This window comes from Pseudarthrobacter sp. HLT1-7, from assembly GCF_059383435.1.
Genome location: NZ_JBWZCH010000005.1, coordinates 197,725 through 220,923, shown reverse-complemented (window position 1 = coordinate 220,923; position 23,199 = coordinate 197,725). Strand labels below are relative to the sequence as shown.

The following is a 23,199-nucleotide window of genomic DNA, read 5'->3' as shown; positions in this document are numbered from 1 at the left end:
CTCCGGTTCGCCGGAGCTTCAGTCATTTAACAACCGCTGCTATGCGCCGGCTGCCAGCCCGAACAGGCTCTGCACCAGCGCCGTGCCCATTGCCACGGCGGCCGGGACATGCGCCTCGGCCAGGGCCAGCGCCGCGCCGAACATGCCGATCATGGCGTAGGCGCTGACCGGGATCAGCACAAACCATTCCCGCCGCGAGCCGGCGCGGCCCAGCAGCGGAATGGAGAACGCCCCGTTGGCCTTCCAGACATTCTTGATCAGCGGCAGCCTGCGCAGGAACTTCGGCGGCTTGATCACGAGCGGCCACAGCAGCGGCACTCCCCCGGTGGTGATCATGTCCCCCACGATGTGGACCAGCACCCCGGTGAGCATGGAAACGGGCAGCCAGGTCCACTGGTGCGGCGCAAACCAGGTCACCAGCCCGGCCATCGCCACCGCGAAGATCCAGTTGCTGAGCCAGCCGTACTTGGGAAACAGCTTCAGCGCCTTGGCTGCGATGTTGATCATAAACATGCACAGCAGACCCGCGCCGACGGACAGCAGCCCCCAGTCGGTCTGCAGCTGCAGCTGCGCCGCCATCGCGGCCAGCAGGACGAAGAGCCCGGCGCCCAGCACCGAGTGGGTGCCCTGCCGGTGCCCGCCGGAGGCGTTTTCGATGCCGACGGCAATCAGGTTCGACAACGGCGGCAGCGAGTGCGCCACAGTGCTGGAACGGTGGTCCCAGTCGCAGACCAGGGCCGTCCCCGCCGTCGCCATCCCGCCGATCACGATCCCGGTGGCGTCCAGCGGGTACCAGCCCAGCGTGTACGGCCCGGTCGAGGCAATGGCCACCCACGCCGCGGCTCCCGACGCGGCGTGGTGTCCTCCCATCACGGGTCAGCTCACCGCCGGTGACACCGGGACGGCAGCGTCGGCGAAGATGTTGCGGATGACGCCGTTGGCCCAGTCGAGGATCTCGGCGTCCTGCAGGTCCCGGCCACCGATCCGTGCCGTCTTGGGCTTAGGGATGAGCACCGCGTCCAGTGCCGGCTTGGCCTGCGAGCCCGGGTACATCCGGGTGAGCCGCATAAGCTTGGACTCCGGCAGCTGCGCCGGGGAGAACTTGATGAAGTTGCCCTGCAGCGCCACGTCGCTGAGCCCGGCTTCGCGGGCGCCCACCCGGAAGCGGGCGACGTCGATCAGGTTCGTCGCCGGCAGCGGCAGCTCGCCGTAACGGTCCACGAGCTCGGCGAGGACCTCACCGATCGCCTCGTAGGTGATGGCCCCGGCGAGCTTGCGGTACGCCTCGAGCCGCAGCCGTTCGCCCGGCACATAGTCGTGCGGCAGGTGTGCGTTGACCGGCAGCTCGATTTTCATGTCGGCGGCCTTCTCCTCGGCCTCGCCCCGGTAGTCCGCCACGGCTTCGCCGACCAGCCGGATGTAAAGGTCAAAGCCGACGCCCTGGATGTGGCCGGACTGCTCGCCGCCGAGCAGGTTGCCGGCGCCGCGGATTTCGAGGTCCTTCATGGCCAGCTGCATGCCGGCGCCGAGTTCGTTGTGCGTGGCGACGGCCTTGAGCCGTTCCAGCGCCACCTCGCCCAGCGGCTTCTCTGCGGGGTACAGGAAGTAGGCGTAGGCGCGTTCGCGGCCGCGTCCCACGCGTCCGCGCAGCTGGTGCAGCTGGGAGAGGCCGTACTTGTCCGCGCCGTCCACGATCAAGGTGTTGGCGTTGGAGATGTCCAGGCCGGTCTCAATGATGGTGGTGCAGACAAGCACATCGAAGCGCTTCTCCCAGAAATCCACGATGATCTGTTCCAGCCGGCTCTCGGACATCTGCCCGTGCGCCACCTCCACCCGCGCCTCCGGGACGAGCTCGCGGATCTTCGCGGCGGTACGGTCAATCGTGGAGACCCGGTTGTGGACAAAAAACACCTGGCCTTCGCGCATCAGCTCGCGGCGGATCGCGGCGGACGTCTGCTTGTCCGTGTACGGGCCCACATAGGTCAGCACCGGGTGGCGTTCTTCCGGCGGGGTGGCCAGCGTGGAGGTTTCGCGGATGCCGGTGAGCGACATTTCCAGGGTCCGGGGAATCGGGGTGGCGCTCATGGCCAGGACGTCCACGTTGGTGCGCATCTTCTTCAGCGCTTCCTTGTGCTCGACGCCGAAGCGCTGCTCCTCATCCACCACCACCAGGCCCAGGTCCTTGAACGCGAAGTCCTTGGACAGCAGCCGGTGGGTGCCGATCACGACGTCGACGGAGCCGTTCCTGACCCCTTCGACCGTCTCCTTGGTCTCCTTGCTGCCCTGGAAGCGGGACAGCGGCTTAACCACCAGCGGGAACCCGGAGAACCGCTCGGTGAAGGTCTCGTAATGTTGCTGGGCGAGCAGCGTGGTGGGCACCAGGATCGCGACCTGTTTGCCGTCCTGGACCGCCTTGAAGGCCGCCCGGACCGCGATCTCGGTCTTGCCGTAGCCGACGTCGCCGGAGATCAGCCGGTCCATCGGGATTTCGCGCTCCATGTCCGCCTTGACCTCGTTGATGGTGGTCAGCTGGTCCGGGGTCTCCACATAGGGGAAGGCTTCCTCGAGTTCGCGCTGCCACGGGGTGTCCGGGCCAAAGGCGTAGCCACGGGAGGCCATCCGGGCCGAGTACAGCCGAATCAGCTCGCCGGCGATTTCCTTGACTGCCTTCCGCGCCCTGGACTTGGTGCTGGCCCAGTCCGCGCCGCCCATCTTGCTTAGCGCCGGGGTGTCCCCGCCGACGTACCGCGTGACCTGGTCCAGCTGGTCGGTGGGCACAAAGAGCCGGTCACCCGGTGCGCCGCGCTTGGACGGCGCGTACTCCAGGACGAGGTATTCGCGCACGCCGTCGCCCCCACCAGCCACCTTCCGCTGGATCAGCTCCACAAACCGGCCGATGCCGTGCTGTTCGTGCACCACGGAGTCGCCGGCCTGCAGCTGCAGGGGGTCGACGGCGTTCCGCCGCTTCGACGGCATCCGGCGCATGTCCTTCGTGGACCCGGCCGAGGTGCGCCCCAGCAGATCGGCCTCGGTCAGCAGCGCGAGCTTGAGTGAATCCAGGACAAAACCGCGTCCGACGGCGGCGGTGGTCACCTCGATCAGCCCGGCCTGGGGATCGTCGTCGAGCGATTCCACCCGGGCGCACGGGATGTCGGCGTCGTGGAAGAGTTCGGCGAGGCGCTGCGCCGGGCCGGGGCCTGCGGTGACGACGACGATCCGCCACTGGTCCCGGACGCGGGAGCCGATGAAGTCCATCATTTCGGCCACATCGCCCTGGTAGCCGCGGGGTTCCCGGGCGTGCAGGTTGAGCACGTCCACGTCGGGTAATAATTCCTCGTCGGTGGCGAGCGAGGTGATGGACCACCAGGAGACGCCGTGCGCGAGTGCCGCGGAGCGGGTCTCAGTCAACGACCGGAAGCTGGCGGAGTGCAGGGCAACGGAGGCGGCGGAGCTCAACCCCGTGTCCAGCACCAAAGGCGCCGTGCCGCCGTCGGACGCCGTGGACCAGGCCGCCTCGAGGAACTCTTCGTTGGTGGCGGCGAGGTCGTGGGCGCGGGTCCGGACCTTTTCGGGTTCGATCACCACGGAGATGGAACCGGCCGGGAGCTGGTCGAGGAACGGGACCATGGCGTCCACCAGCACGGGGGCCAACGATTCCATGCCTTCGACGGCGATCCCCCCGGCGATCTTCTCCAGCATGTCCGCGGCGGCCGGGAGCTGGGACTTCAGCGTCGCGGCGCGGGACATCACCGAGGGGGTGATCAGGATTTCGCGGCACGGCGGGGCATGGAGTTCGGTGGGGTGCTGCACCCCGGGAGCCGTCAGCGAGCGCTGGTCGGCGACGGCGAACCAGCGCATCTGATCCACGTCATCGCCGAAGAACTCGACCCTGACGGGGTGGTCCTCGGTGGGCGGGAAGACGTCCAGCATCCCGCCGCGGACCGCGAACTCGCCGCGGCGGGTGACCATGTCCACGCGGGCGTAGGCGGCGTCGGCGAGACTCCGCACAACGCTGCTGAAAGGCACCTCCTGGCCCACCTTGAGAGTGACAGGCACCAGGTCGCCAAGACCCGCGACGATCGGCTGGACGACGGCGCGAACCGGGGCCACCACGACGCGGAGCGCGCCGGCCGGGGATTCCGGGTGGGCGAGCCGGCGCAGCACGGACAGCCGCCGTCCCACGGTGTCCGAGCGCGGCGAGAGCCGCTCATGCGGCAGGGTTTCCCAGCTGGGAAACTCTGCGATCATCTCTGCCGGCAGGAAGGCGCGCAGTGCCGCGGCCAGGTCTTCGGCTTCACGTCCGGTGGCGGTGACGGCGAGGACGACGGGGGCCGGGCCGGTGTCCCCAACGGCTGAGGCGGTGAGGCCGTCAACCATTTCGGCGAGCAGGGCGGACCGCATTCCCGCCGGGGCGCTGATCTGGTAGTCCTCGCTGCGGGCAGCGAAACCGCGGGCGGCCTCGGCCTTGACCCGGGCGTAATTCCGGTCGTCGGCGAGGACGCGGCGCAAACCGGTGAGAGAGGGGCCGTTAAGGCTCATGGCGAAATCTCCTGATGGGATCACTGGGGTGCAGGCAACACGAATAGCCGGAATTCGTGAGAATCCCGGGCCATCCAAGCCTACATCGCAGGCCGGAAGCCGATCCGCATCGGGCGCATGACCAGGCGGGAACACGGAAGGTCCCCCGCTTCCCTTACGGGCTGCGGAGGACCTTCCTGTTGAGCTGGCGGCTACAGGATGGCCGTCATGGGGCTCCAGCCTCCGCCAAGGTCGATGCGGGTGGCCCAGTCACCGGCACCGTTGTTCGGGTAGAGCCAGAGCCGGCCGGAGGTGTCGCGGGCAATGACGTCGGGCCTGCTGTCGCCGTTCATGTCACCCGGAGCGGTGATGGCGTTCAGGGTGTTCCAGCCGGTCCCGAGACTCTTGCGGGTGAACCATTCGTTCCGCCCGTTGCCGGGGTAGAGCCACAGCACACCGCTGCTGTCGCGGGCGATCAGGTCCACCTTGCCGTCGGAGTTGAAGTCACCGGGTGCCACGATGGAACTCATGACGTTCCAGCCAGCACCCAGGTCAACGCGGGTCAACCAGTCGCCGGCGCCGTTGTTCGGGTAGAGCCAGAGCCTTCCGCTGCCGTCCCTGGCGATCAGGTCCGCCCGGTTATCGGCGTTGAAATCACCCGGAGCAACGATGGAAGTCATCACGTTCCAGCCCCCGCCCATGTTCTGGCGCTGGAGCCAGCCGCCGGTTCCGGTGCCCCGGTACAGCCACAGCTGCCCGTTCGTGTCCCGGGCGACAACGTCCGCATCGCCGTCGCCGTTGAAATCTCCGGCACTGACGATGGAGGTCATGACATTCCAGCCGCCACCGAGGTTGATCCGGGTTAACCAGTCCCCCGTTCCCGTGCCCGGGTAAAGCCACAGCTGCCCCGAAGCGTCCCTGGCGATCACATCCGTGTCGCCGTCACGGTTGAAATCATTCAACCGCATCGACAACGGCGGAACGTCGACGAGTGGGCGGGCGAGCTTGCCCTGGATGGCGAACAAGTTGGTCTGGATGGTGTTGACGCCGGGGCCACCGACATTCTGACCTTCCACCCGGAAGAAGTTCGTATTACGCGGGCTGCCTGTTACTGCGTGGTTAACGGCCGGGTCTCCGAGGAAACCCTCCGGTGCACCCGAAGTCCACCGCAGGAACGGACCAACGCTGCCGTTCAGCGCGCGGTCGAAGCCTGCGGCCGAGCAAGGTACGTCAAAGCAACCAATGTCCTCTGTCTCATTAACGGACCCAAGCGCATCAGCAACAAATGTTCCTGATCCATAGGGATGAGTCACCGTAACGCTTGCGCCAGCGCGCAGGCCATCGATCCGGATCCGTACCCGGCTGAACGCCACCTGGTCACCGTCAACCGGCGCCTCATTGGCAAACGCAGCTTCCTGCGCCATTCCCAGGAAGGCATCCGTCGTCGCCGTGGTAATACCGGCCTCGCCGGCCCACCAGAAGGCCTCTCCGGGGAAGTTCCCGGGGAAACTCACGGCAGCCTCGGGATCCGGCCGCCCATCGGTGGCGAGACACATCGGTCCATCCAGACAGAGTTCAAGCTGGATACCGTTCGTGTCCGTGTACCAGGCCGGGAAGCCATGGACTGGATCGATGGGTCCTGTCTGGGACAATGCCGCGCCGGCCGGAACCGACATCACAGTTGCCAGCATGGCCCCGGCGGCCAGCCCCGTCACCACCTTCCGAAGCAAGTGCCGCTGCCCCTCTGAGTTTGGGCTGCGACGAATCTTAGTCTGAGCCATTAAAACCATCCCCTTGTCATCGAAGGAAACCGCTGCAACCGCGGTTGCCCGTTCGACCACTGTGTTGGGGACAGCTTGGGAAAACCCTTAAAACACGTTCCGGAACCCACCCTTCGCCACGATTCCGGGACTGCGTCAGCCCCAGCCAAGCAGGCGGCCGACCGTGGTCTTTCCCGGTGCCAGGGCGCCCGGCCAATGCGCTCCGGAGACGTTCTCCATGCCGCCGGCGGCCACGTTCGACGGCGGCGTGGCGTCCACCCATCACCCTTTACTTCGCCGAACACGGAAGGTCCCCCGCTTCGCTTACGGGCTGCGGAGGACCTTCCTGTTGAGCTGGCGGCTACAGGATGGCCGTCACGGGGCTGCAGCCTCCGCCAAGGTCAAAGCGGGTGGCCCAGTCACCGGCACCGTTGTTCGGGCAGAGCCAGAGCCGGCCGGAGCGGGGGAAGACCCGGCCTGCGGATCCAAAATCATTCTGGCCTGCCACCAGGTTGTTCTCCGAGCCGTCCGCTGTTCGGAGGCCGTAGGGCAGCAGGGGGTTTGCGATCTGATTGGGCCCGGAGCCCATGAGCGGCTGGCCGGGGACATCGTCGCCCTCGGCGTCCTCCTTAGTGGCGTGATTTTCAGTGATTTTGATCTGCTTCAGAATGAACCGCATGTCGCCTGCGTTGAGGGTGAATTCCTGACCGTGGGCGCCGCCGAAACGGCGGGCGCCAGCACAGAAGGGACAATTCCGGAGCTGAGCAGGAGTACGAGGGCGCCGGCCGCGAATATGCGGGTGGCCCCCGGCGCCTTCCTTCAACCGGGAGGTTGCCTTCTTTCCCTCGGATATTGCGATGTTTCACCACAATGAATGCCTCCATCGAGCCGCACCGGAGTGAGATCTGTTGTTCCATGTGCCCCGGCGGGGCCTGAAAGCCAGAGCGCGGCAGCGCCGGGTCACGGCTTTCCCTGACGGTCTCACGTGATTGCTAAGCTTGCTGTCCAGGCTGTTCCACCCCCTGAGGAGACTCCATGAGCGACAATCCACGATCGGTTCTCGTCACCGGCGCCACCGGCTACATCGGCGGGCGGCTGGTCCCCCGGCTGCTGGAGGCCGGGCACACAGTGAAGGTCCTGGTGCGGACACCGGCCAAGATCGCCGGGGTGCCGTGGCTGGAGGACGTGGAGGTGATCCAGAGCAGCCTCGACGACGGTGCTGCTTTGCGCGCGGCCCTGGACGGCGTCGATGTCCTCTACTATCTGGTCCATTCCATGGCGGCCGGGTCGGGCTTCGAGTCGAAGGAAAAGGCGATGGCCGAGACGGCCGCGAAGGCGGCCGGGGACGCCGGCGTGGATCGGATCGTTTACCTGGGCGGCCTGCACCCGGCCAATGCCGAGCTGTCCACCCACATGCGCTCCCGCGAGGCGGTGGGAAAGGTCTTCCTGGACAGCCCGGTGGACGCCGTTGTCTATCAGGCAGGCGTCGTGATCGGCTCCGGTTCGGCGTCGTTCGAGATGATCCGGCACCTGTCCGAGACGCTGCCCCTCATGCCCGCACCCAGCTGGGTGCGCAACAAGATCGAGGCGATCGCGGTTCGGGACGTGCTGCACTACCTCGTCGGCGCCGCAGAGCTTGACGGCCCGATCAACCGTACCTTCGACATCGGCTGCCGTCAGGTCCTCAGCTACGCGGGCATGATGCAGGAATACGCCGCGGAGGCCGGGCTCCCGTACCGCGTGGTGCTGGCGCTCCCCATTCCTGCGCCCAAGCTGGCGGGCATGTGGGTCGCGTTGACCACGCCGATTCCGTTATCAATGTCCCTGCCGCTGGTGGAGTCCCTCCAGCACGACGCCGTCGCCCGCGAACATGACATCGATACTTTCATTCCCGCACCGGAAGGCGGACTCACCACGTACCGGCGCGCGGTGGCGCTGGCTTTGGGGAAGGAGCGCGACGGGCAGGTGGCAACCACCTGGGCCAGCGCGGGAGCCGACGCCGATCCGCTCCCCAGCGACCCGGACTGGGCCGGCCACCGCGTCTACCTCGACGAGCGCAGCTTCTCCAGCGACGTGGCCCCAAAGCACGTCTGGACCATCATTGAAGGGATCGGGGGGCAGAACGGCTGGTATTCCATGCCGCTGGCCTGGCGCGTCCGCGGCTGGCTTGACAAGCTCACCGGCGGAGCCGGGCTGCTGCGCGGACGGCGGCACCCGCATCTGCTGGCCGAAGGCGAAGTGGTGGACTGGTGGCGGGCGGAGCGGATCGACCGCGGCCGCCTGCTCCGGCTGCGCGCCGAAATGCGGGCACCGGGCCGGGCCTGGCTGGAGCTGTCGGTGGAGCCGGAGGGAACCGGCAGCCGTTACCGGCAGCGGGCGATCTTCTTCCCGAAAGGTCTCAGCGGGCGCCTGTACTGGCTCGCGGTGCTGCCGTTCCACAGCCTGATCTTCCCTGCCATGTCGCGGAACATCACGGCCGCGGCGAAGGCCCTCCAGGATGAGGAATCGGAGCCGGCCGCGCCAACCCCGTAGGATGTTCGGAGCCCGAAACGACCAGTTCCACCCCACGGAGGACCCCCATGGCATTGAGTGCATCCACCACCCTTCCGCACAGCGTTGACCGCGTCACCGCCGTGTTTGTGAACGAGGATTTCCTGCGCCACACGAGTGAACTCGTCGGCGGCACCCTTGAGTCCTTCGCCGTCGACGGCGATCCTGCCGGCGCCTTCAGCACCACCACGGTGCGGACCATCCCCACCACCCGGATGCCGGAGATGGCCCGGAAGTTCGTCGGCGAAAGCCTGAAAGTGACCCAGCTCGAGGCCTGGGATGCCCCGGCCCCGGACGGGTCCCGGCAGAGCAACATCACCCTGAAGGTGTCCGGCGCACCCCTGGACGTCAATGCCGTCCAGCGCCTGGTCGCCGACGGCGGGAGCACCCGGATCGAGCTTGAGGGCACTGTCACGTCCTCGGTGCCGTTCCTGGGCGGCAAGATCGCGGAAGCGGCTGAGCCGATGGTGGGCAAGGCCCTGAACATCCAGTCGAGCCAGGCCCAGGCCTGGCTGGAAAGCCACTAGCGGATGGGGCTGCCGGCGGTCCTGGCCATCGTCCTGATCGTGGCCGGCGCCTGGTCCCTGGCCGTCTGGCCGCAGTTCCTACGCCGGGTGATGAAGGATCCGAGGTCCCGCGACGCCGGTGGGAAGGCCACCCGCTTCCTCACCGTCCATATCGTCCTGGTGGGCATCTCGATGCTGCTCGGGGCGGCGACGGCGGCGATCGGGATTGCCGGCCTGTTCGGCTGACCGGGCCGGCTGTCCGACATACTGTCCGGCCGTCGGCGGCGGATCCTGGACAACGGCCATCATTTGCTGTGAACCCGGCGCTAGAATCAGGAACGTCAGTGCCTTCTAAAGTGCCTTGGGAAAGGGGTGACCATGAAACCCCATCGCGTCGCCACCTGGGAACTCGGCGCCTACGTCTTGATCCTGGGCTTCATCACCTTCTGGCCGACCCCGGTGGACCGTGGCGCCGGAGGCGAGCTGGTGATGAAAGTGCTGCGCAGGCTGCACCGCTGGGGTGTCCCCGACTGGGTTGACTATGGTTTGGTGGAGGCCGCCTCCAATGTCCTGCTGTTTATGCCGCTGGGGGCACTGGTGGTCTGGATCATGGGCCCGGTCTACTGGTGGGTCGGAGCCGCCACAGGGCTGCTGATGTCCTGCCTCATTGAACTGGCACAGTTCGCCTTCCTGCCGGCCCGCTACCCGTCGCTGGCGGATGTCCTGGCCAACACCGCCGGCGCCACGCTCGGCGCCCTGTTGATCCTGCTGGTCCTGTATGTCGTGGCGCGCCGGGCAGCTGTGCGAAACCCCGCCCCGGCACGTACGCTGTGATCAGATCTTGCTCTTGTGAACACACCCAGCGGGGAGGACATCGGAATTATGCGGATCTCGGTTATTGGTTGCGGGTATCTCGGCGCGGTCCATGCGGCGTGCATGGCGAAGCTAGGGCACGATGTGGTGGGCATCGATGTTGACGAAAACAAGGTGGCCCAACTCTCCGGTGGCCATGCGCCCTTTTACGAGCCGGTGCTGGACGATCTCCTGACCGAACTCGAAGAATCGGGACGGCTGCGGTTCACCACCGATATGTCGGCCGCCCGGGGCTCGGAGATCCATTTCATCTGCGTGGGGACCCCGCAGAAACGTGGCGAAAACGGTGCCGACCTGCGCTTCGTCGACGCGGCCGTCGAATCACTGGCTGCCCATGTCTCGCCCGGCGATGTGATCGCGGGAAAGTCCACGGTGCCGGTCGGCACCGCCGCGCGGCTCGCCGAGGTCATCGCGGAAACGGAGCCCGGCGCCACCCTGGTCTGGAACCCCGAGTTTCTCCGCGAAGGCCATGCGGTCACGGACACACTGAACCCGGACCGGTTCGTCTACGGAGTGCCGGACGGCAGCGAAGACAATCCCGCCGTCGCCGTGCTGGACCGGCTTTACGAGATTCCCCTCGCCGCCGGCACGCCGCGGCTCGTGACGGACTATGCGACGGCGGAGCTGGTCAAGACCGCGGCCAACTCCTTCCTCGCCACCAAGATCTCCTTCATCAACGCCATGGCCGAGGTCTGCGAGGCCACCGGGGCCGATGTCACGCGTCTCGCGGACGCGATCGGGCTCGATGACCGGATCGGAAGGAAGTTCCTCAACGCCGGGATCGGATTCGGCGGCGGCTGCCTGCCCAAGGACATCCGGGCGTTCATGGCCCGCGCCGGCGAGCTCGGAGCGGACCAGGCACTGACCTTCCTGCGCGAGGTCGACGCGATCAACATGCGCCGCCGGACCCGGGTGGTGGAACTGACCCGCGAGCTCTGCGGCGGCTCCCTGATGGGCCAGCGGATTGCCGTGCTGGGTGCGGCTTTCAAGCCGGAAAGCGATGACGTCCGCGATTCGCCGGCCCTGAGTGCTGCCGCGCAGCTTCAGCTCCAGGGCGCCGTCGTGACCGTCACGGACCCGCAGGCGCTGACGAACGCAGCCAAACGCTTCCCGGAGCTTCAGATGGAACCGGACCTCGAGGCCGCCCTGCACAAGGCCGACGCCGTGTTGCTGCTGACCGAATGGAAGGCGTACCGGGATCTCGATCCGCATAACACGAAGGCGCTCGTGACGGCGCCGCGGATCCTCGACGGCCGCAATGTCCTGGACCCGGCCAAGTGGCGGGCCGCAGGCTGGACCTACCGGGGCCTCGGCCGGCCCTGACCTTTCGTCCTCGACAGGCGGCCAGTCCGAGACAGGTTGTCAGTAGGACGGCGCCCCGGTTCGACAGCGCCTTAGTTCGACAGCGCCTGCCCGAGCGCGTCCTCGGCGGCAACCCAGGAGAGCATGGCGCACTTGACCCGGGCTGCGTAGCGGGCCACACCCTCAAACGCGGCGGCATCCCCCAGCACCTCAGGATCGGCGGCCACCTTGCCGCGGGAGCGCAGCACTTCACGGAAGCTGCCGATCACGGTCTGCAGCTCCGCCGCCGTCAGGCCTTCCGCCAGGTCGGTCAGGACAGAGGCCGACGCCATCGAGATCGAACAGCCGTCGCCGTCCCAGCGGAGTTCGCTGACCTTTCCGTCGGCCACGGAGACGCGGACGGTGATCTCGTCCCCACAGACCGGATTGAGCTGGTGTGACTGGCCGCTGCTCGCGCCGCCGGGAACGGCCGTTCCGGCCAGTCCGCTGCCGTGCCGCGACTTGGAGTGTTCCAGGATGATCTGCTGATAAAGCTGGTCGAGACTCATGTACTGCCGTCCTCAGGCTGTGAAGTATCCGCGGACACCGGCGACAGCGTCGAGAAACGCGTCCACATCGTCGGTGGTGTTGTACAGGTAGGTGCTGGCACGTGTGCTCGCCGTCAGGCCGAGCCGGCGGTGCAGGGGCTGGGCACAGTGGTGGCCAACCCGGACCGCGATCCCCCGGCTGTCCAGGAACTGCCCGACGTCGTGCGCGTGGACATCCTCGACGTCGAAGGCTGCCAGGCCGATCCGCTCCCGCCCCGCCGCCGGACCGAGCACCCGGATCCCCGGGATCGCTTCGAGCCCTTCCACAAGCCGCTGCCCCAGCTCCGATTCCCAGGCGTGGATGCGGGAGAGCCCTGTTTCGCTCAGGTAGTTGGCGGCGGCCGCGAGGGCCACTGCCTGCGAGATCCGCTGGGTTCCGGCCTCGAAGCGCTGCGGGCTGGGCAGGAACCCGGCACGCTCCATCGTCACGGAGGTGATCATCGAGCCGCCGGTCAGGAAGGGCGGCATGGCGTTGAGCAGCTCAGAGCGGCCGTACAGTCCGCCGATTCCCGTCGGCGCCAGCATCTTGTGACCGGAGAAGACGGCGAAGTCCACGCCCAGGGCCTTGACGTCCAGCGGCAGGTGCGGTGCGGACTGGCAGGCGTCCAGCACCACGAGGGCCCCGGCGGCACGGGCCAGCCCCACCAGGGTATCCACCGGGTTAATGGTGCCCAGGACGTTGGAGGCGTGGGTGAAAGCGAGGACGCGCGTCCGGCCGGTGATGATCCGGCCAGCGGCGTCCAGGTCCAGGGCCCCGTTTGTATCGACCGGAATGAACTTCAGGCTGGCCCCGGTCCGCTCGGCCAGTTGCTGCCAGGGAATCAGGTTGGCGTGGTGCTCCATCTCGGTGACTACGAGTTCGTCACCGGCTGAGAGGGCAAAGCGGGCGGCTTCGGGGGCCGCGCCGGGGAGGGAGGCGTTGAGGAACGAGTAGCTGAGCAGATTCAGCCCCTCGGTGGCGTTGGAGGTCCAGATGAGTTCATCCGGAGCGGCCCCGATGAAGGCCGCCACCGTTTCCCGGGCGTCCTCGAAGGCTTCGGTGGCCTCCACCGCGAGGTGGTGCGCGCCGCGATGCACGGCCGAGTTCCGCTGTTCGTAGAATTCCTGCTCTGCTTCCAGCACGCTGAGGGGATTCTGCGAGGTGGCCCCGGAATCCAGGTAGACCAGCGGCCTGCCGTTGACGGTCTGGTTCAGGATGGGGAAGTCGTTGCGGATCCGCAAGACCTCCTCGTTGCCCAGCGCCCGGGCTGAGCGGAGGAGATGGGCGGGGGTGGCAACCATAGCGGGACTCCTGGATCGGCTTCGCTGCGACGCACCCGGTCCGCCGGCAGGGCACGGGCTAATACGTTACACAGATTAATCCTAATTATCCCACGTTCTCGCAGCCGTCTTCAGCGGCCACACCGCCGAGCCGTACGCCGCGGCACTCGACCGGGGCCGTCGTCGTAATTCTTCGGCACGGAGATGGCCCCACCAACAGCCGGCGGGCGATCATCGTCAGCCTGCGGGTCCGGCCGGCGTCAGGGCGCCGGGTGGCCGGGCGGTGTCCGCTGCGGCTGCCTCGTCGTGCGTCTGCCCGGCACGTTGCCCGCGGGCGCGATCCTGCGCCTCATCCCCGGCGATGATGACCATGGCCAGAAGCGTCCAGACGAGGATGCCGGCCGCGGAACGGGTGGCGAGGGAGCTGTAGGTCTGCGGAATGACGACGGCCATAACTCCGGCCAGCATCAGGCCCTTGTAGCCGTTCCCGGGACCCTTGCGGATCACGATCACGGCCATCGATCCGAAATAGAGCAGGGCAAAGACGATGCCGAAGTCGATGCTGTACATCAGGATGGGGTTCTCGAAGCTGGTCTCCAGCCCCACCTGGGTGGCCAGCCGATAGCTGGAGCCGATGCCGTCACCGGCCAGTGCGTAGGCGTTCCAGCGACTGAGGAAATAGTCGAGGGCCAGGCTCCGGGCTTGCGCCGAACCGGAGTCGTTGACAACCCTGGCCGCCACCCCTGCGATGAGCGGAGAGACCATGATCGCGGCGGTGGCCGCGGCGGCCCCCACCACCATCACCGCCTTGATCCAGGCGCGCATTCTGGCCAGCAGCAACGTTGCAGCCACGGTCACGGCAAGCGCGGCAAGCCCCACACGGGACTGCGTGATGAGGACGCCGACCACCATCAGGGCCAGCATCAAGGCCTGCAGCCAGGCCTGCTTCAGCCCGGTTACGAGGGGCGCCGCGAGCGAAATGGCGAGCGACAAAGCCAGCGGCTGGTCCAGGGTGGCCATCCATCGGCCAGAGTTTCGGCCGAACCAGTACACGTTGCTGTAGCCGGACTCATAAAACAGGTAGCTGTGAGTCAGCCACTGGGCGACTGCGATGACACAGACGAACGCCACGAGGGCCAGTATCAGCGTGCGGAGGCCTGTCACGAGCCCCCCCGCCCTGTCGGCTTCCGCCAGCAGCAGCAGGCAGAACAGAACCGGAACCACGATCTGATCCACAAGCAGCACCATCCCCCCGCCGGCGCTCGACATCGCCGAGGCCAGGAAGGCAGCCGTCATCACCACCCCAAGGGTGAGGAAAAGGAAGAAGTGCCGGGCGAGCGCGGTCTGGACGCTCCACGGGTCGTGGAGCATCCGGATCAGGAAGACCGATAGCACAAGCCACGTCGCGGCGTGGACCGACAACGGCCCGGAGCTCACTCCGGTGATGAGCGAAGAACCCACAGCGGGCACCAGCATCCATAGGCACAGGACAGCCCCGATCGGCACCCTTGCCCGCGTACGGAGCAGGAAGGCGGCCGTCAGGCATAGTCCGATCCAGAGGGCGAGCTGCATTCAGACCACCCGGCCCGGGGCAATGCTTTGTTCAGCGGCGGGATCGTGGCGGCTCACCGGTCACCGCCGGGGAGAGGCGTGTGGGACCGGAGGTTCCGCCGGCATCTCAAGCGGCGCCCAGTCCGTCGTTTGCTCCTGGGTCCGGAACCGTTCGGATGGCTGTTTGTAGGCTTCCGAGAGCCGCGCGGGAAGAGCATTGAACACCACCCCGGCGATCTTGCTATTGACCAGCTCGAGGTTCCGGACCGCCGCTTTCAGCAATTCCGGAGTCACCCGCCGGTGCATGACGACGACGACAGTGCAGTCCGCCTTGGCCGCCAGCAGTGCCGCGTCGCTGTAAGGCTGCATGGCCGGTGCATCGACGATCACCCGGCTGTACTTCGTCCGCATCTCCGCCAGCGCCGAGCCCGCCGCCGGGCTGCGCAGCAGCTCCGTGGGGTAGGCCGGAACCGTGCCGGCGGCGACGACCTGGAGGCTCTCCATCACTGTCGGCTGTATGACGTCGGCCAGCGAGGTACGTCCGGCCAGGAGATCCGCGAAGCCGAGCCCGTTGGCGAGCGCCAGCTCGGCCGCGAGTCTTGGGGTGCGGAGGTCGCCTTCCACCAGCAGGACTCGTTCACCGGCCTCCGCCCAGGCCTGGGCCAGCACCAGCGCCACACAGGATTTACCGTCCCCTACCCGTGCCGAGGTAACAACGACAACGCCGGAAGCCGGCATACCGGGAAAGTGATCGATGTTCGTCCGGAGCCGGCGTCCGGCCTCGTCAAGAAGGGAGACCTGGCGCTGTTCAAGAATCCGGCTTGCTTTTCGGGCGTCGGCGCTGAGGGGGATGCGTGCAAGCAGGGGACGTCCTGAGGCCTCCTGCACTTGCTCGGCAGTCCCGAGCGTCTTGTCCGTCAGCCGGCGCGAGACGGCAATCACCACGCCGGCGCCGAAGCCTAAAAGCGTTCCGAGCGCGAGGTTCAAACCGACGTGGGGTGACACCGGTACAGTTTCCACGGTGGGCCCGCCCACCAGGTTCAGTACCGTCTGTCCGCTGCCCGACGCCGTTCGGGCGGCCTCCACTTCGCTGACCGCGGTTCCCAGGTTGTCGACAACCGTCCGGGCGACCGCCAGGGCCCTGGGCTGATCCGGCAGGCTGACCACGATGGAGAGCATGAGCGTCGCCTGGTCACCGGTGGCGCTGATGCTCTCGGAGATTTCCCGGGCCGACAGGCCGGTGTTGCTGTTCCGTCCGAGCACATCAGCGAACTTATCGCTCTTCGCGAGGCCGGCGAACCCGGCGATGCGCCCGCGGGAGAGTTCGAGGGCCTGGAGCGCCGACTGGCCCGGGCCCTGCGCTGAGACCACGTAAAACCTGACGCTGCTCTGATAGACCGGCGGTGTCCGGGCGGTGACAAACGCCGCGGCGGCGAGGCCGACCACCATACACAAAAGCACGATCCACCAGCCGCGCACAATCGCGCGTCCGTATTCTGCTAGCTCCAAAGGAACCCCCATGCGGCTTCCACGCCATGCCTGCACCGGCACGGTACTTCATGGTCTCCTGAAGGCCCATTATTTACCGCAAAACTTCCCTAAGGAAGCTTTTTCGCGACACGTGTTTGCCCGCGGTCGGGGCGGGCCCTGCGAATCCTAGCCAAACAGGGATGTCGGCCGTAGTCTTGCCCTAAGCCAGAGCGGATCCGGAGGTCCCAGCAACTCGTTTCAGTGGCTGGATCGGAGGTTCTGCGAGCAGCAGTCCCCGGCCCCCGCCGCAGGGTGACTTTCCGCCGCGGTCACGGATCCATAGGGGCATGATGAACACTGCTGGGCAGCATCTGCCGGTCCTCGCCGGGTCCGACGTCGTGATGGTCCCGACGCAATTCGTCAAGCCCGGCGACGCCGCCCGGCCCGCCGCCGCTGGCAGGCGGCGGTGACAGGCAACACCGCTGGCCGCGCCGGCGAAGCCACGCCGGGAGCCGGCGGCAACATGGCCGGCCAGAGTGGTTCCGGCCGGGATGGCCAGCCACCCGGCGGGACAGCCCGCAGGACGGCCCGCGGCGTCCGGTGGAGCTTTGGTGCGGTCTTGGCGCGGCAGGGATTCCAGATCGTCTGCGCGGTGGTGCTCGCCCGGATTTTGGGACCGCAGAGCTACGGCGTCATCGCCGCTGCCACCGTCTATATCAGTCTGGTGGCGCTGCTGCTGGACCAGGGCCTGTCCGCTGCGCTGATCCAGCGTGCGGACGTTACCCGCCGGATGGCCGGCGCCACCGCCACGCTTAACCTCCTGGTGGCAGGCCTGCTCGCGGCAGCCACCTGGTTTGCCGCACCGTGGGTGTCCGATTTTTTCCGCGTTGAGCAACTCGAACCGATCCTCCAGGTGCTGGCGTTCGCCATCCCGCTCAAGGCCCTCGCGGTCACGCCGCGGTCAATGTTGTCCCGCGAGATGCTGCTGCACAAGGTGGGAGCCGCGGATATTGCGGCAGCCGCCGCGGGCAGTGCCGCCGGCATCGGCGCGGCCCTGGCCGGCGCCGGACCCTGGTCCATGGTGTACCAGGTGGTTGCCACCGATCTCGTCTGCAGCGCCATGCTGCTGGCGGCAAGCCGGGGCCCGCTGCCGAATTTCGGCTTCCGCGCGGTGGTGCCGCTGTTCAAGTTCAGCCTTAGCGTGTTCGCCACAGACTGCCTGGCCTACTTCTCCCGCAACCTGGACAACATCCTGGTGGGCCGTGTCCTCGGCGTCTCCGCCCTGTCCCTCTATGGCATGGCGTACAGGATCCTCGTGGTGCCGGTGCAGCTGATTGGCCAGACGGTCAACCGGGTCATGTTTCCGGCCTTTGCCCGGTCCGCGGACCGCCGCGATCTCGTAGCCGCAAATCTGGTGGCCGCCACCCGGATCCTGGCGGTAGCTTCCATCCCGCTGATGACCTTCGTGGCCTGCGCAGCGCCTGAGCTCGTGAACCTGGTCCTGGGTCCCGAATGGATGCCCGCCGCGGCGCTGGTCAGCGTCCTGGCCATCGGCGGTGCCCGCGAGACGGTCTTCTACGTGACGCCGGCCCTCATGAAGGGGCTGGGCCAGAGTTCGCTCATCATCCGGTATGAAGTCCTCGCCGCAGTGGTGCAGGTGGGCGGTATTGTGATCGGGCTGCAGTTTGGCGTGTTCGGAGTCGCCGTGGGCTACGCTGTGGCCGGCTTCGTCCTCACCCCCGTGCTGCTCAGGATCCAGACCCGGCTGACCGGTGTGACGGTAAAGTCCCAGCTTTTCTCCATCCTGCCCGCCGTACACTCGGCCCTGTGGGGCGCTGCCGGCTACGGGCTCTGGTCCCTCGCGGACGTGCACAGCTTCTGGCACTTGTTCGGCGGGCTGGCGATTTTCATCATCCTGGCCCTGGCTGCGCTGTGGCTCTTCCACCGCCGGATGCTGTCCGGCTACGTGGAACAGGCCCTGGCACTTTTCGGCCGGACAAGCAGCCGGCAACGGGACCCGCACCCCGGATTCGCAAGCGGTAAATCGGGATGAGAAGGCAGAGGGAACGGCAATGACTGACTACGACTTCTCCGGTGGACACCGGCAGGGACACGTGCTCCCGTCCGGCGGCACGGTCATCGCGGTTCTGACTTACCGGCGGCCGGAGGACATCGCTCTGGCGCTGCCCCGGCTGGCGGACCAGGCTCTGGCTGCCTGCCGTGCGTCGGGCGGCGAAGCCGACGGCACCGATTCCCCGGGCAGACCGTCCCCTGAGCCGCGTACCGTCACCGTCCTGGTCATCGACAATGACCCCGAGGCCGGCGCCAGGGCCGCCGTGGAGCAGTTCGCACGCACACTTCCGGCCGGATTGGTCCGCTACGTCCACGAGCCGAAACCCGGCATTGCCGCCGCACGGAACCGCGCCCTGGCCGAGGCCGGCCCCAGCGAGTTGCTGGTCTTCATCGACGACGACGAAGTACCCTCCGAGCGCTGGCTCGCCCAACTGCTGGACCTGCAGCGCACCAGCGGCGCCGCCGCCGTGGTCGGCCCCGTCATCAGTGAGTACGAACACGAGCCGGAACCATGGATTCAAGCGGGCCGGTTCTTCCGGCGCCGCAGGCTGCCCACCGGCTCAACGCTGGATGTGGCGGCCACAAACAACCTGCTCCTGGATCTTCGCCAGATCCGGGAGCTGCGGCTGTGCTTCGATGAGCGGTTCGGCCTCAGCGGCGGCTCGGACACGCTCTTTACGCGGCAGCTCGTGCAGCGCGGGGGGACCATGCTCTGGTGCGACGAGGCCGTGGTGGTGGACCGGGTTCCGGCGTGCCGGCTCACCCGCAGCTGGGTCCTGCGGCGCGCCCTGCGGAGCGGCAACACGACCGCCCGGGTCAACATCGAGCTCAGCACCAGCTTCGCAGCCCGCGTGGCGGCCCGGACCGCGTCGCTGGCGTCCGGGTCGCTCCGGCTGCTGGGAGGGTCCGCCCGGCTGGCGGCAGGTCTGGCGACTGGCTCGAAGGCCCAGAAAGCGATGGGGCTGAGGACGGCCGCCCGGGGCCTCGGCATGGCTTCGGGTGCGGCCGGCTACGTCTATAGCGAGTACCGCCGGAAATAAGTTTACGAGCAGTTAAGTCCGCTTTTCGCCGGGAGAAAAAATCCCCGCCATGCCGCGGAATTTCCGGGTGTGTCGTAAGAGACACGCCCGGCTGTTGTCAAGTTGCAATGCGCCACATGCTGCCGTTATCAATTTGCAACCTCTGAGGGCCTCGGATAGCGTGGGGGCTCATTAGCCGGGGTCGGGGATACCCACGGAATCGTCAGCTTTGCAGATGCCACGGGTTCGCCCATGCCTAGGTCTCAGGCACCAGGTTCTGCGCTGACACCGCACAATGCAACATACCGACTCGGCTTCAGTGCCGCTGGCAGACCAGGCCCCAGGCCGCACGCCACTCCGTTATGTCTCTGTGCAATTCCCCGTGCCCGGAAGACGAGACGTAAGAGGTTGAGACACTATGGCCATTGGCCCCCAGAACAAAAACATCCGTGCAGGCTACCTGAGCGCCGCGGTCCTCACCGTCGCGGCCCTCACCCTGACCGGCTGCGGACAGCTTGCGGCCCAGGACGCGCCCGGCGCGACGTCCAGCACCGGCGACCAGGCCTCTTCGGGCGAAGCGAAGACGGTTACCCCCGCTGCCGACTCGAAGGCAGCAGCCATTGACACGTCCGTTGCGGCCGCACCGCAGGCTCCCGCTGCTGCCGCCCCGGCTGCCCCGGCTGCCGCCCCAGTGGCTGCCCAGCGCGTTACGGCCATCCAGCCGCAGGGCAACGTCGCCGCAACGACGGCGTCCGCTGCCCCCGCCGCCCGGGCAGCCCTGGCTGTCGGCACCTACCAGCCCTCCGCCGCTACCAGCGGCGTCACGGCCGGCACCGCACTGAAGCCGCACAACACCTCCGGTGCGGACCTGGTCATCAGCCAGGACGGCACAGTCCTGGACGGGCTGGAGATCTACGGTGATATCAAGGTCCGCGCCAAAAACGTGACCATCAAGAACAGCAGGCTGCACGGTGGCACGGGAATCCCGGGTTCCAACACCGGCGTCATCGACGCCAACAGCGCCGCGGTCGCCAACCTGGTCGTCCAGGACACCACGATCATCCCGGACAGCCCGTCCTATTACCGCGACGGCATCGTGGGCCACGATTACACGGCCAAACGGAACCACATCCAGGGCACCAACGACGGTCTCGGCATCTTCAACCGGCCCGGCGGACCGGCCACGGCCAACGTGACGGCCGAAGGAAACTACATCCACTCGCTGACGTACTGGTCCAACGACCCGGCGCACAGCAACGGCACCCACAACGACGGAATCCAGGTGCAGGGCGGCGAGAACATCCGCATCGCCGGCAACACGGTGGTCGCCAACTCCAACCCGGGTCCCGGCAGCGGGCCGAACCCGCGCGGCAACCACGCGGGCATCGGCATCATGCTTCAGCAGAATGTCGCCAAGCTCGCGAACGTCGTGGTGGAGAAGAACTGGGTGGATGACGGCCAGACGTCCATCAACATCGACAACGGCAAGTACGCGAACATCACGGTGACTGTTGCCGGTAACAGCCTCGGCCGCAACCAGTTCGACTTCGGCCGCGGCTCGAAGTACCCCGTCCGGATCATCAGCCGTGCCGCCAGCACGACTCCCGGCCTGGAAACCAACCGCTGGGCCGACAACCTTGCACTCCTCGTCGAGGGCAAGACCGGCGGTATCCGCTATAACGGCTGACGTCTCCGCCTGGCTGTAGCTTTCAGACGGGAAGAGGGCCGGATCCTTGAACGGATCCGGCCCTCTTCCCGTGCACCCTTTTTTCCGGGCGCATATTTCCGTACGCGTGAGCTGCTATCTCCTCAACCGAGGCAGCAGCCCTCAGTTACCGTGCCTACTTTGCCGTCAGGCCCAGGGTTGCGGAAGCCCTGGTGTTGCCAAATGAATCGCTGCTCACGATGCGGTACTGGTGCGTGCTTCCGGGTTTGACCGTGTCGGTGAACTCCATGGTGGGCCTGTTCCAGAACGTTGTGGACTTGGACTGGGTGTTGACCGCCACGCCGTCGCGGTACACCTTGTACGTCAGGTTGGTGTTGTCCCGGTCCCAGTTCGACTGCCAGCGGACCCGGATCTTGCCCGCCGACGGCGAGGTTAGCGCCGGATTGATGGGGGACGACGACGACACCGGACCTTCCTTGTTCGGCGCGATGGAGCGGACCGCGAAGCGGACCAATCCCTGCTGGCCTTTGAGGTTGACTTTCTTGAACTCGCCACCCATCACCACGTAACTGTCGGTGCCGGTCACCGTCCACGGGCCTTGGCTCTGTCCCGTGGCCGTTCCCGTGTCCATCTCCGGGAACCAGGTCAGCAACGACGGCGCCGGCCTGCCGGTGAAGCTCGGGAACCCCTGCGTGTCCCTGGTCAGGGTCCCGGTCGCCGCCTTGCTGTAGGCCAGTGCCCGGTGCCAGGACTTGGGCGTCGTCTCGGGGAAGCCTTTCAGGTTCAGGCAATAGTGCGCATGGCTGGCCTTGTACACCGCCGTGTTGTTGGCGAAAACGCTGTACGAGTCTCCATGGCAGTCGTCGATCCATTTGATGCCCAGGTTCGACCAGTTCGCGGAGAACGATCCCTCGAGGTTTCCCGTTCCGCCCCTGCTATTGAAGATGTAGGCCGTGCCGTACCAGTTAGCTCCATCGCTTGACAGCGAGGTGATGGCCGCGTTGCTGCCGGCATTCCGGACCACGTCGTTGACCGGCGTTGCCAGGCTCGTCCCGTTGACGGCGTCCACCGCGCCCAGGCCGAAGCCCGGCCTGTTCTGCCCGTTCAGGGTGGTGAAGGCGCCCCCGGCCACGAGCTTGCTGCGGTCCGGCGCCATGACAAGCGCGTTCACGCGCCCGCCTGCAGCGTTGGGCCTCCACGCCAGCAATCCGCCGTTGGAAGCTCGAACCGCCGCCAGCTTCGAGCGGGAGGTGGATCCCACGGCGCCGAACATTCCGCCAAGGTAAACCGTGTCGGATGTGGCCACGATCGCTCTGACGGTGGCCGAGAGCTTCGGGGCCCAGCCGGGGACGACGGCGCCGGTCTGCGGGTTAAGCGCGACGACCCGGCTGGCGGGCGTCCCGTTCACCGAAGTGAAGTCACCGCCGACGTAGAGCCGGCTGCCGTCAGGGGATGCCGCCACGGCCAGCCCCTGGGCGTTGAGGGAGGCGTTGAACGTGGTGATCAGCTTGCCCGTGCTGAGGCTGAACGCCAGGATGTTCTTTCGCGATGTCGTCTGCGATCCGGCCGCGGCACCGGCCGGGCGGGCGGTGTTGAATTTGCCCACCGCGTACACCGTGTCCCCGATGATCGCCTGCTGCCAGACCACACCGTCGATCTGCACCGTCGGCAGGGCATCTGCCGTCACGGTCACTGGAGTGGACGGATTTCCCGGATCCGCGGGCGCGGAATCCGCGCCGGCCCCCGGGGCAATTGTCAGGAGCACGGCTGCGACGAGCGCAGCACTGGCTCCCGCGGCCGAGATCCTGGCACCCGTACCCAAGCCCGACGGCGCCCGGCGCGGCGGATGGCCAATCCGCAGCAGTACTCCCTGCGGGCCAAGCCGCAGCAAGCCCCAATTCCTCCGTGGAGATTTCATTGCATTCCTCTTGCTAGTTTGAACTGTCCTGTTGGAGTAGTTCGATTCGAACGGCTCAAACAGGAATTGTTCGTGGAATAGCACTGGCGGCACGGGCCCTGGGGTCCGCGGCCTTGCCTGGTTTCGGCATGGACCGGGCGCCCTGA

The 23,199-nt window shown here is 67.1% G+C and carries 19 protein-coding genes; 9 read left to right on the top strand and 10 right to left on the bottom strand.

Annotated elements, in window-relative coordinates:
• Positions 1-39 precede the first annotated feature (39 nt).
• From AC50X6_RS07110 to AC50X6_RS07090, 5 genes are all read right to left on the bottom strand, one after another.
• A complete protein-coding gene (locus tag AC50X6_RS07110) occupies positions 40-873 on the bottom strand; it encodes a metal-dependent hydrolase (RefSeq protein WP_494965529.1) in 834 nt (277 codons plus the stop codon).
• Positions 874-876: 3 nt separating this feature from the next.
• Complete coding sequence (gene mfd, locus AC50X6_RS07105) at positions 877-4,539, bottom strand: transcription-repair coupling factor (protein WP_494965528.1); 3,663 nt, start codon at positions 4,537-4,539, stop codon at positions 877-879.
• Positions 4,540-4,730: 191 nt separating this feature from the next.
• Positions 4,731-6,236, bottom strand: a complete 1,506-nt coding sequence (locus tag AC50X6_RS07100) for an FG-GAP-like repeat-containing protein (protein ID WP_494965527.1) — start codon at positions 6,234-6,236, stop codon at positions 4,731-4,733.
• A gap of 198 nt (positions 6,237-6,434) precedes the next feature.
• Positions 6,435-6,557: a hypothetical protein gene (locus tag AC50X6_RS07095; protein ID WP_494965526.1), complete on the bottom strand. Its 123-nt coding sequence runs from the start codon at positions 6,555-6,557 to the stop codon at positions 6,435-6,437.
• A gap of 82 nt (positions 6,558-6,639) precedes the next feature.
• Entirely contained in the window at positions 6,640-6,957 is a 318-nt protein-coding gene (locus AC50X6_RS07090; RefSeq protein WP_494965525.1) for a hypothetical protein, read from the bottom strand.
• A gap of 356 nt (positions 6,958-7,313) precedes the next feature.
• On the opposite strand from AC50X6_RS07090, the gene AC50X6_RS07085 reads away from it, so the two are divergent.
• The 5 genes from AC50X6_RS07085 to AC50X6_RS07065 all read left to right on the top strand — a co-directional run bounded on the left by AC50X6_RS07085 (position 7,314) and on the right by AC50X6_RS07065 (position 11,530).
• Positions 7,314-8,810 carry an SDR family oxidoreductase gene (locus AC50X6_RS07085; protein WP_494965524.1) on the top strand — a complete coding sequence of 499 codons (1,497 nt, stop codon included), beginning with the start codon at positions 7,314-7,316 and terminating at the stop codon, positions 8,808-8,810.
• A gap of 47 nt (positions 8,811-8,857) precedes the next feature.
• A complete protein-coding gene (locus AC50X6_RS07080; protein WP_494965523.1) occupies positions 8,858-9,355 on the top strand; it encodes a DUF2505 domain-containing protein in 498 nt (165 codons plus the stop codon).
• A 3-nt stretch (positions 9,356-9,358) separates the two neighbouring features.
• Positions 9,359-9,580, top strand: a complete 222-nt coding sequence (locus AC50X6_RS07075; protein ID WP_494965522.1) for an SCO4848 family membrane protein — start codon at positions 9,359-9,361, stop codon at positions 9,578-9,580.
• 132 nt (positions 9,581-9,712) lie between these two features.
• Positions 9,713-10,168, top strand: a complete 456-nt coding sequence (locus AC50X6_RS07070; protein ID WP_494965521.1) for a VanZ family protein — start codon at positions 9,713-9,715, stop codon at positions 10,166-10,168.
• A gap of 48 nt (positions 10,169-10,216) precedes the next feature.
• Positions 10,217-11,530, top strand: a complete 1,314-nt coding sequence (locus tag AC50X6_RS07065; RefSeq protein ID WP_326966907.1) for a UDP-glucose dehydrogenase family protein — start codon at positions 10,217-10,219, stop codon at positions 11,528-11,530.
• 71 nt (positions 11,531-11,601) lie between these two features.
• Here AC50X6_RS07065 and sufU read toward each other — a convergent pair whose 3' ends face one another.
• The 4 genes from sufU to AC50X6_RS07045 all read right to left on the bottom strand — a co-directional run bounded on the left by sufU (position 11,602) and on the right by AC50X6_RS07045 (position 16,416).
• The gene (gene sufU, locus AC50X6_RS07060) at positions 11,602-12,057 is read right to left on the bottom strand and encodes a Fe-S cluster assembly sulfur transfer protein SufU (protein ID WP_494965520.1); all 456 of its coding nucleotides are present in this window, start codon (positions 12,055-12,057) and stop codon (positions 11,602-11,604) included.
• Positions 12,058-12,069: 12 nt separating this feature from the next.
• On the bottom strand, positions 12,070-13,377 hold the full coding sequence (locus tag AC50X6_RS07055) for a SufS family cysteine desulfurase (RefSeq protein ID WP_494965519.1): 1,308 nt from the start codon (positions 13,375-13,377) through the stop codon (positions 12,070-12,072).
• Between the two features lie 216 nt (positions 13,378-13,593).
• Positions 13,594-14,928, bottom strand: coding sequence for a hypothetical protein (locus AC50X6_RS07050; protein ID WP_494965518.1), 1,335 nt, complete (start codon positions 14,926-14,928; stop codon positions 13,594-13,596).
• Between the two features lie 60 nt (positions 14,929-14,988).
• Positions 14,989-16,416, bottom strand: coding sequence for a tyrosine-protein kinase domain-containing protein (locus tag AC50X6_RS07045; RefSeq protein WP_494965517.1), 1,428 nt, complete (start codon positions 16,414-16,416; stop codon positions 14,989-14,991).
• 308 nt (positions 16,417-16,724) lie between these two features.
• Between AC50X6_RS07045 and AC50X6_RS07040 the strand changes: the two genes are divergently transcribed.
• The 4 genes from AC50X6_RS07040 (at position 16,725) to AC50X6_RS07025 (ending at position 21,156) form a co-directional block, all read left to right on the top strand.
• Positions 16,725-16,847, top strand: a complete 123-nt coding sequence (locus AC50X6_RS07040; protein ID WP_494965516.1) for a hypothetical protein — start codon at positions 16,725-16,727, stop codon at positions 16,845-16,847.
• Positions 16,844-18,430, top strand: a complete 1,587-nt coding sequence (locus AC50X6_RS07035; protein ID WP_494965515.1) for a lipopolysaccharide biosynthesis protein — start codon at positions 16,844-16,846, stop codon at positions 18,428-18,430. The genes AC50X6_RS07040 and AC50X6_RS07035 overlap by 4 nt, the downstream gene beginning before the upstream one ends.
• Before the next feature lie 19 nt (positions 18,431-18,449).
• A complete protein-coding gene (locus tag AC50X6_RS07030; protein WP_494965514.1) occupies positions 18,450-19,490 on the top strand; it encodes a glycosyltransferase family 2 protein in 1,041 nt (346 codons plus the stop codon).
• A gap of 397 nt (positions 19,491-19,887) precedes the next feature.
• A complete protein-coding gene (locus tag AC50X6_RS07025; protein WP_494965513.1) occupies positions 19,888-21,156 on the top strand; it encodes a right-handed parallel beta-helix repeat-containing protein in 1,269 nt (422 codons plus the stop codon).
• Positions 21,157-21,310: 154 nt separating this feature from the next.
• Here AC50X6_RS07025 and AC50X6_RS07020 read toward each other — a convergent pair whose 3' ends face one another.
• Positions 21,311-23,053 carry a YncE family protein gene (locus tag AC50X6_RS07020; RefSeq protein ID WP_494965512.1) on the bottom strand — a complete coding sequence of 581 codons (1,743 nt, stop codon included), beginning with the start codon at positions 23,051-23,053 and terminating at the stop codon, positions 21,311-21,313.
• Between the last annotated feature and the right edge of the window lie 146 nt (positions 23,054-23,199).

What these genes read in the sequence shown, in the direction of transcription:
- mfd (WP_494965528.1), bottom strand. Translation starts at nt 4,539, where the DNA reads ATGAGCCTTAACGGCCCCTCTCTCACCGGTTTGCGCCGCGTCCTCGCC.
- AC50X6_RS07090 (WP_494965525.1), bottom strand. Translation starts at nt 6,957, where the DNA reads ATGCGGTTCATTCTGAAGCAGATCAAAATCACTGAAAATCACGCCACT.
- AC50X6_RS07085 (WP_494965524.1), top strand. Translation starts at nt 7,314, where the DNA reads ATGAGCGACAATCCACGATCGGTTCTCGTCACCGGCGCCACCGGCTAC.
- AC50X6_RS07080 (WP_494965523.1), top strand. Translation starts at nt 8,858, where the DNA reads ATGGCATTGAGTGCATCCACCACCCTTCCGCACAGCGTTGACCGCGTC.
- AC50X6_RS07075 (WP_494965522.1), top strand. Translation starts at nt 9,359, where the DNA reads ATGGGGCTGCCGGCGGTCCTGGCCATCGTCCTGATCGTGGCCGGCGCC.
- AC50X6_RS07070 (WP_494965521.1), top strand. Translation starts at nt 9,713, where the DNA reads ATGAAACCCCATCGCGTCGCCACCTGGGAACTCGGCGCCTACGTCTTG.
- AC50X6_RS07065 (WP_326966907.1), top strand. Translation starts at nt 10,217, where the DNA reads ATGCGGATCTCGGTTATTGGTTGCGGGTATCTCGGCGCGGTCCATGCG.
- sufU (WP_494965520.1), bottom strand. Translation starts at nt 12,057, where the DNA reads ATGAGTCTCGACCAGCTTTATCAGCAGATCATCCTGGAACACTCCAAG.
- AC50X6_RS07055 (WP_494965519.1), bottom strand. Translation starts at nt 13,377, where the DNA reads ATGGTTGCCACCCCCGCCCATCTCCTCCGCTCAGCCCGGGCGCTGGGC.
- AC50X6_RS07050 (WP_494965518.1), bottom strand. Translation starts at nt 14,928, where the DNA reads ATGCAGCTCGCCCTCTGGATCGGACTATGCCTGACGGCCGCCTTCCTG.
- AC50X6_RS07040 (WP_494965516.1), top strand. Translation starts at nt 16,725, where the DNA reads ATGATGAACACTGCTGGGCAGCATCTGCCGGTCCTCGCCGGGTCCGAC.
- AC50X6_RS07030 (WP_494965514.1), top strand. Translation starts at nt 18,450, where the DNA reads ATGACTGACTACGACTTCTCCGGTGGACACCGGCAGGGACACGTGCTC.
- AC50X6_RS07025 (WP_494965513.1), top strand. Translation starts at nt 19,888, where the DNA reads ATGGCCATTGGCCCCCAGAACAAAAACATCCGTGCAGGCTACCTGAGC.
- AC50X6_RS07020 (WP_494965512.1), bottom strand. Translation starts at nt 23,053, where the DNA reads ATGAAATCTCCACGGAGGAATTGGGGCTTGCTGCGGCTTGGCCCGCAG.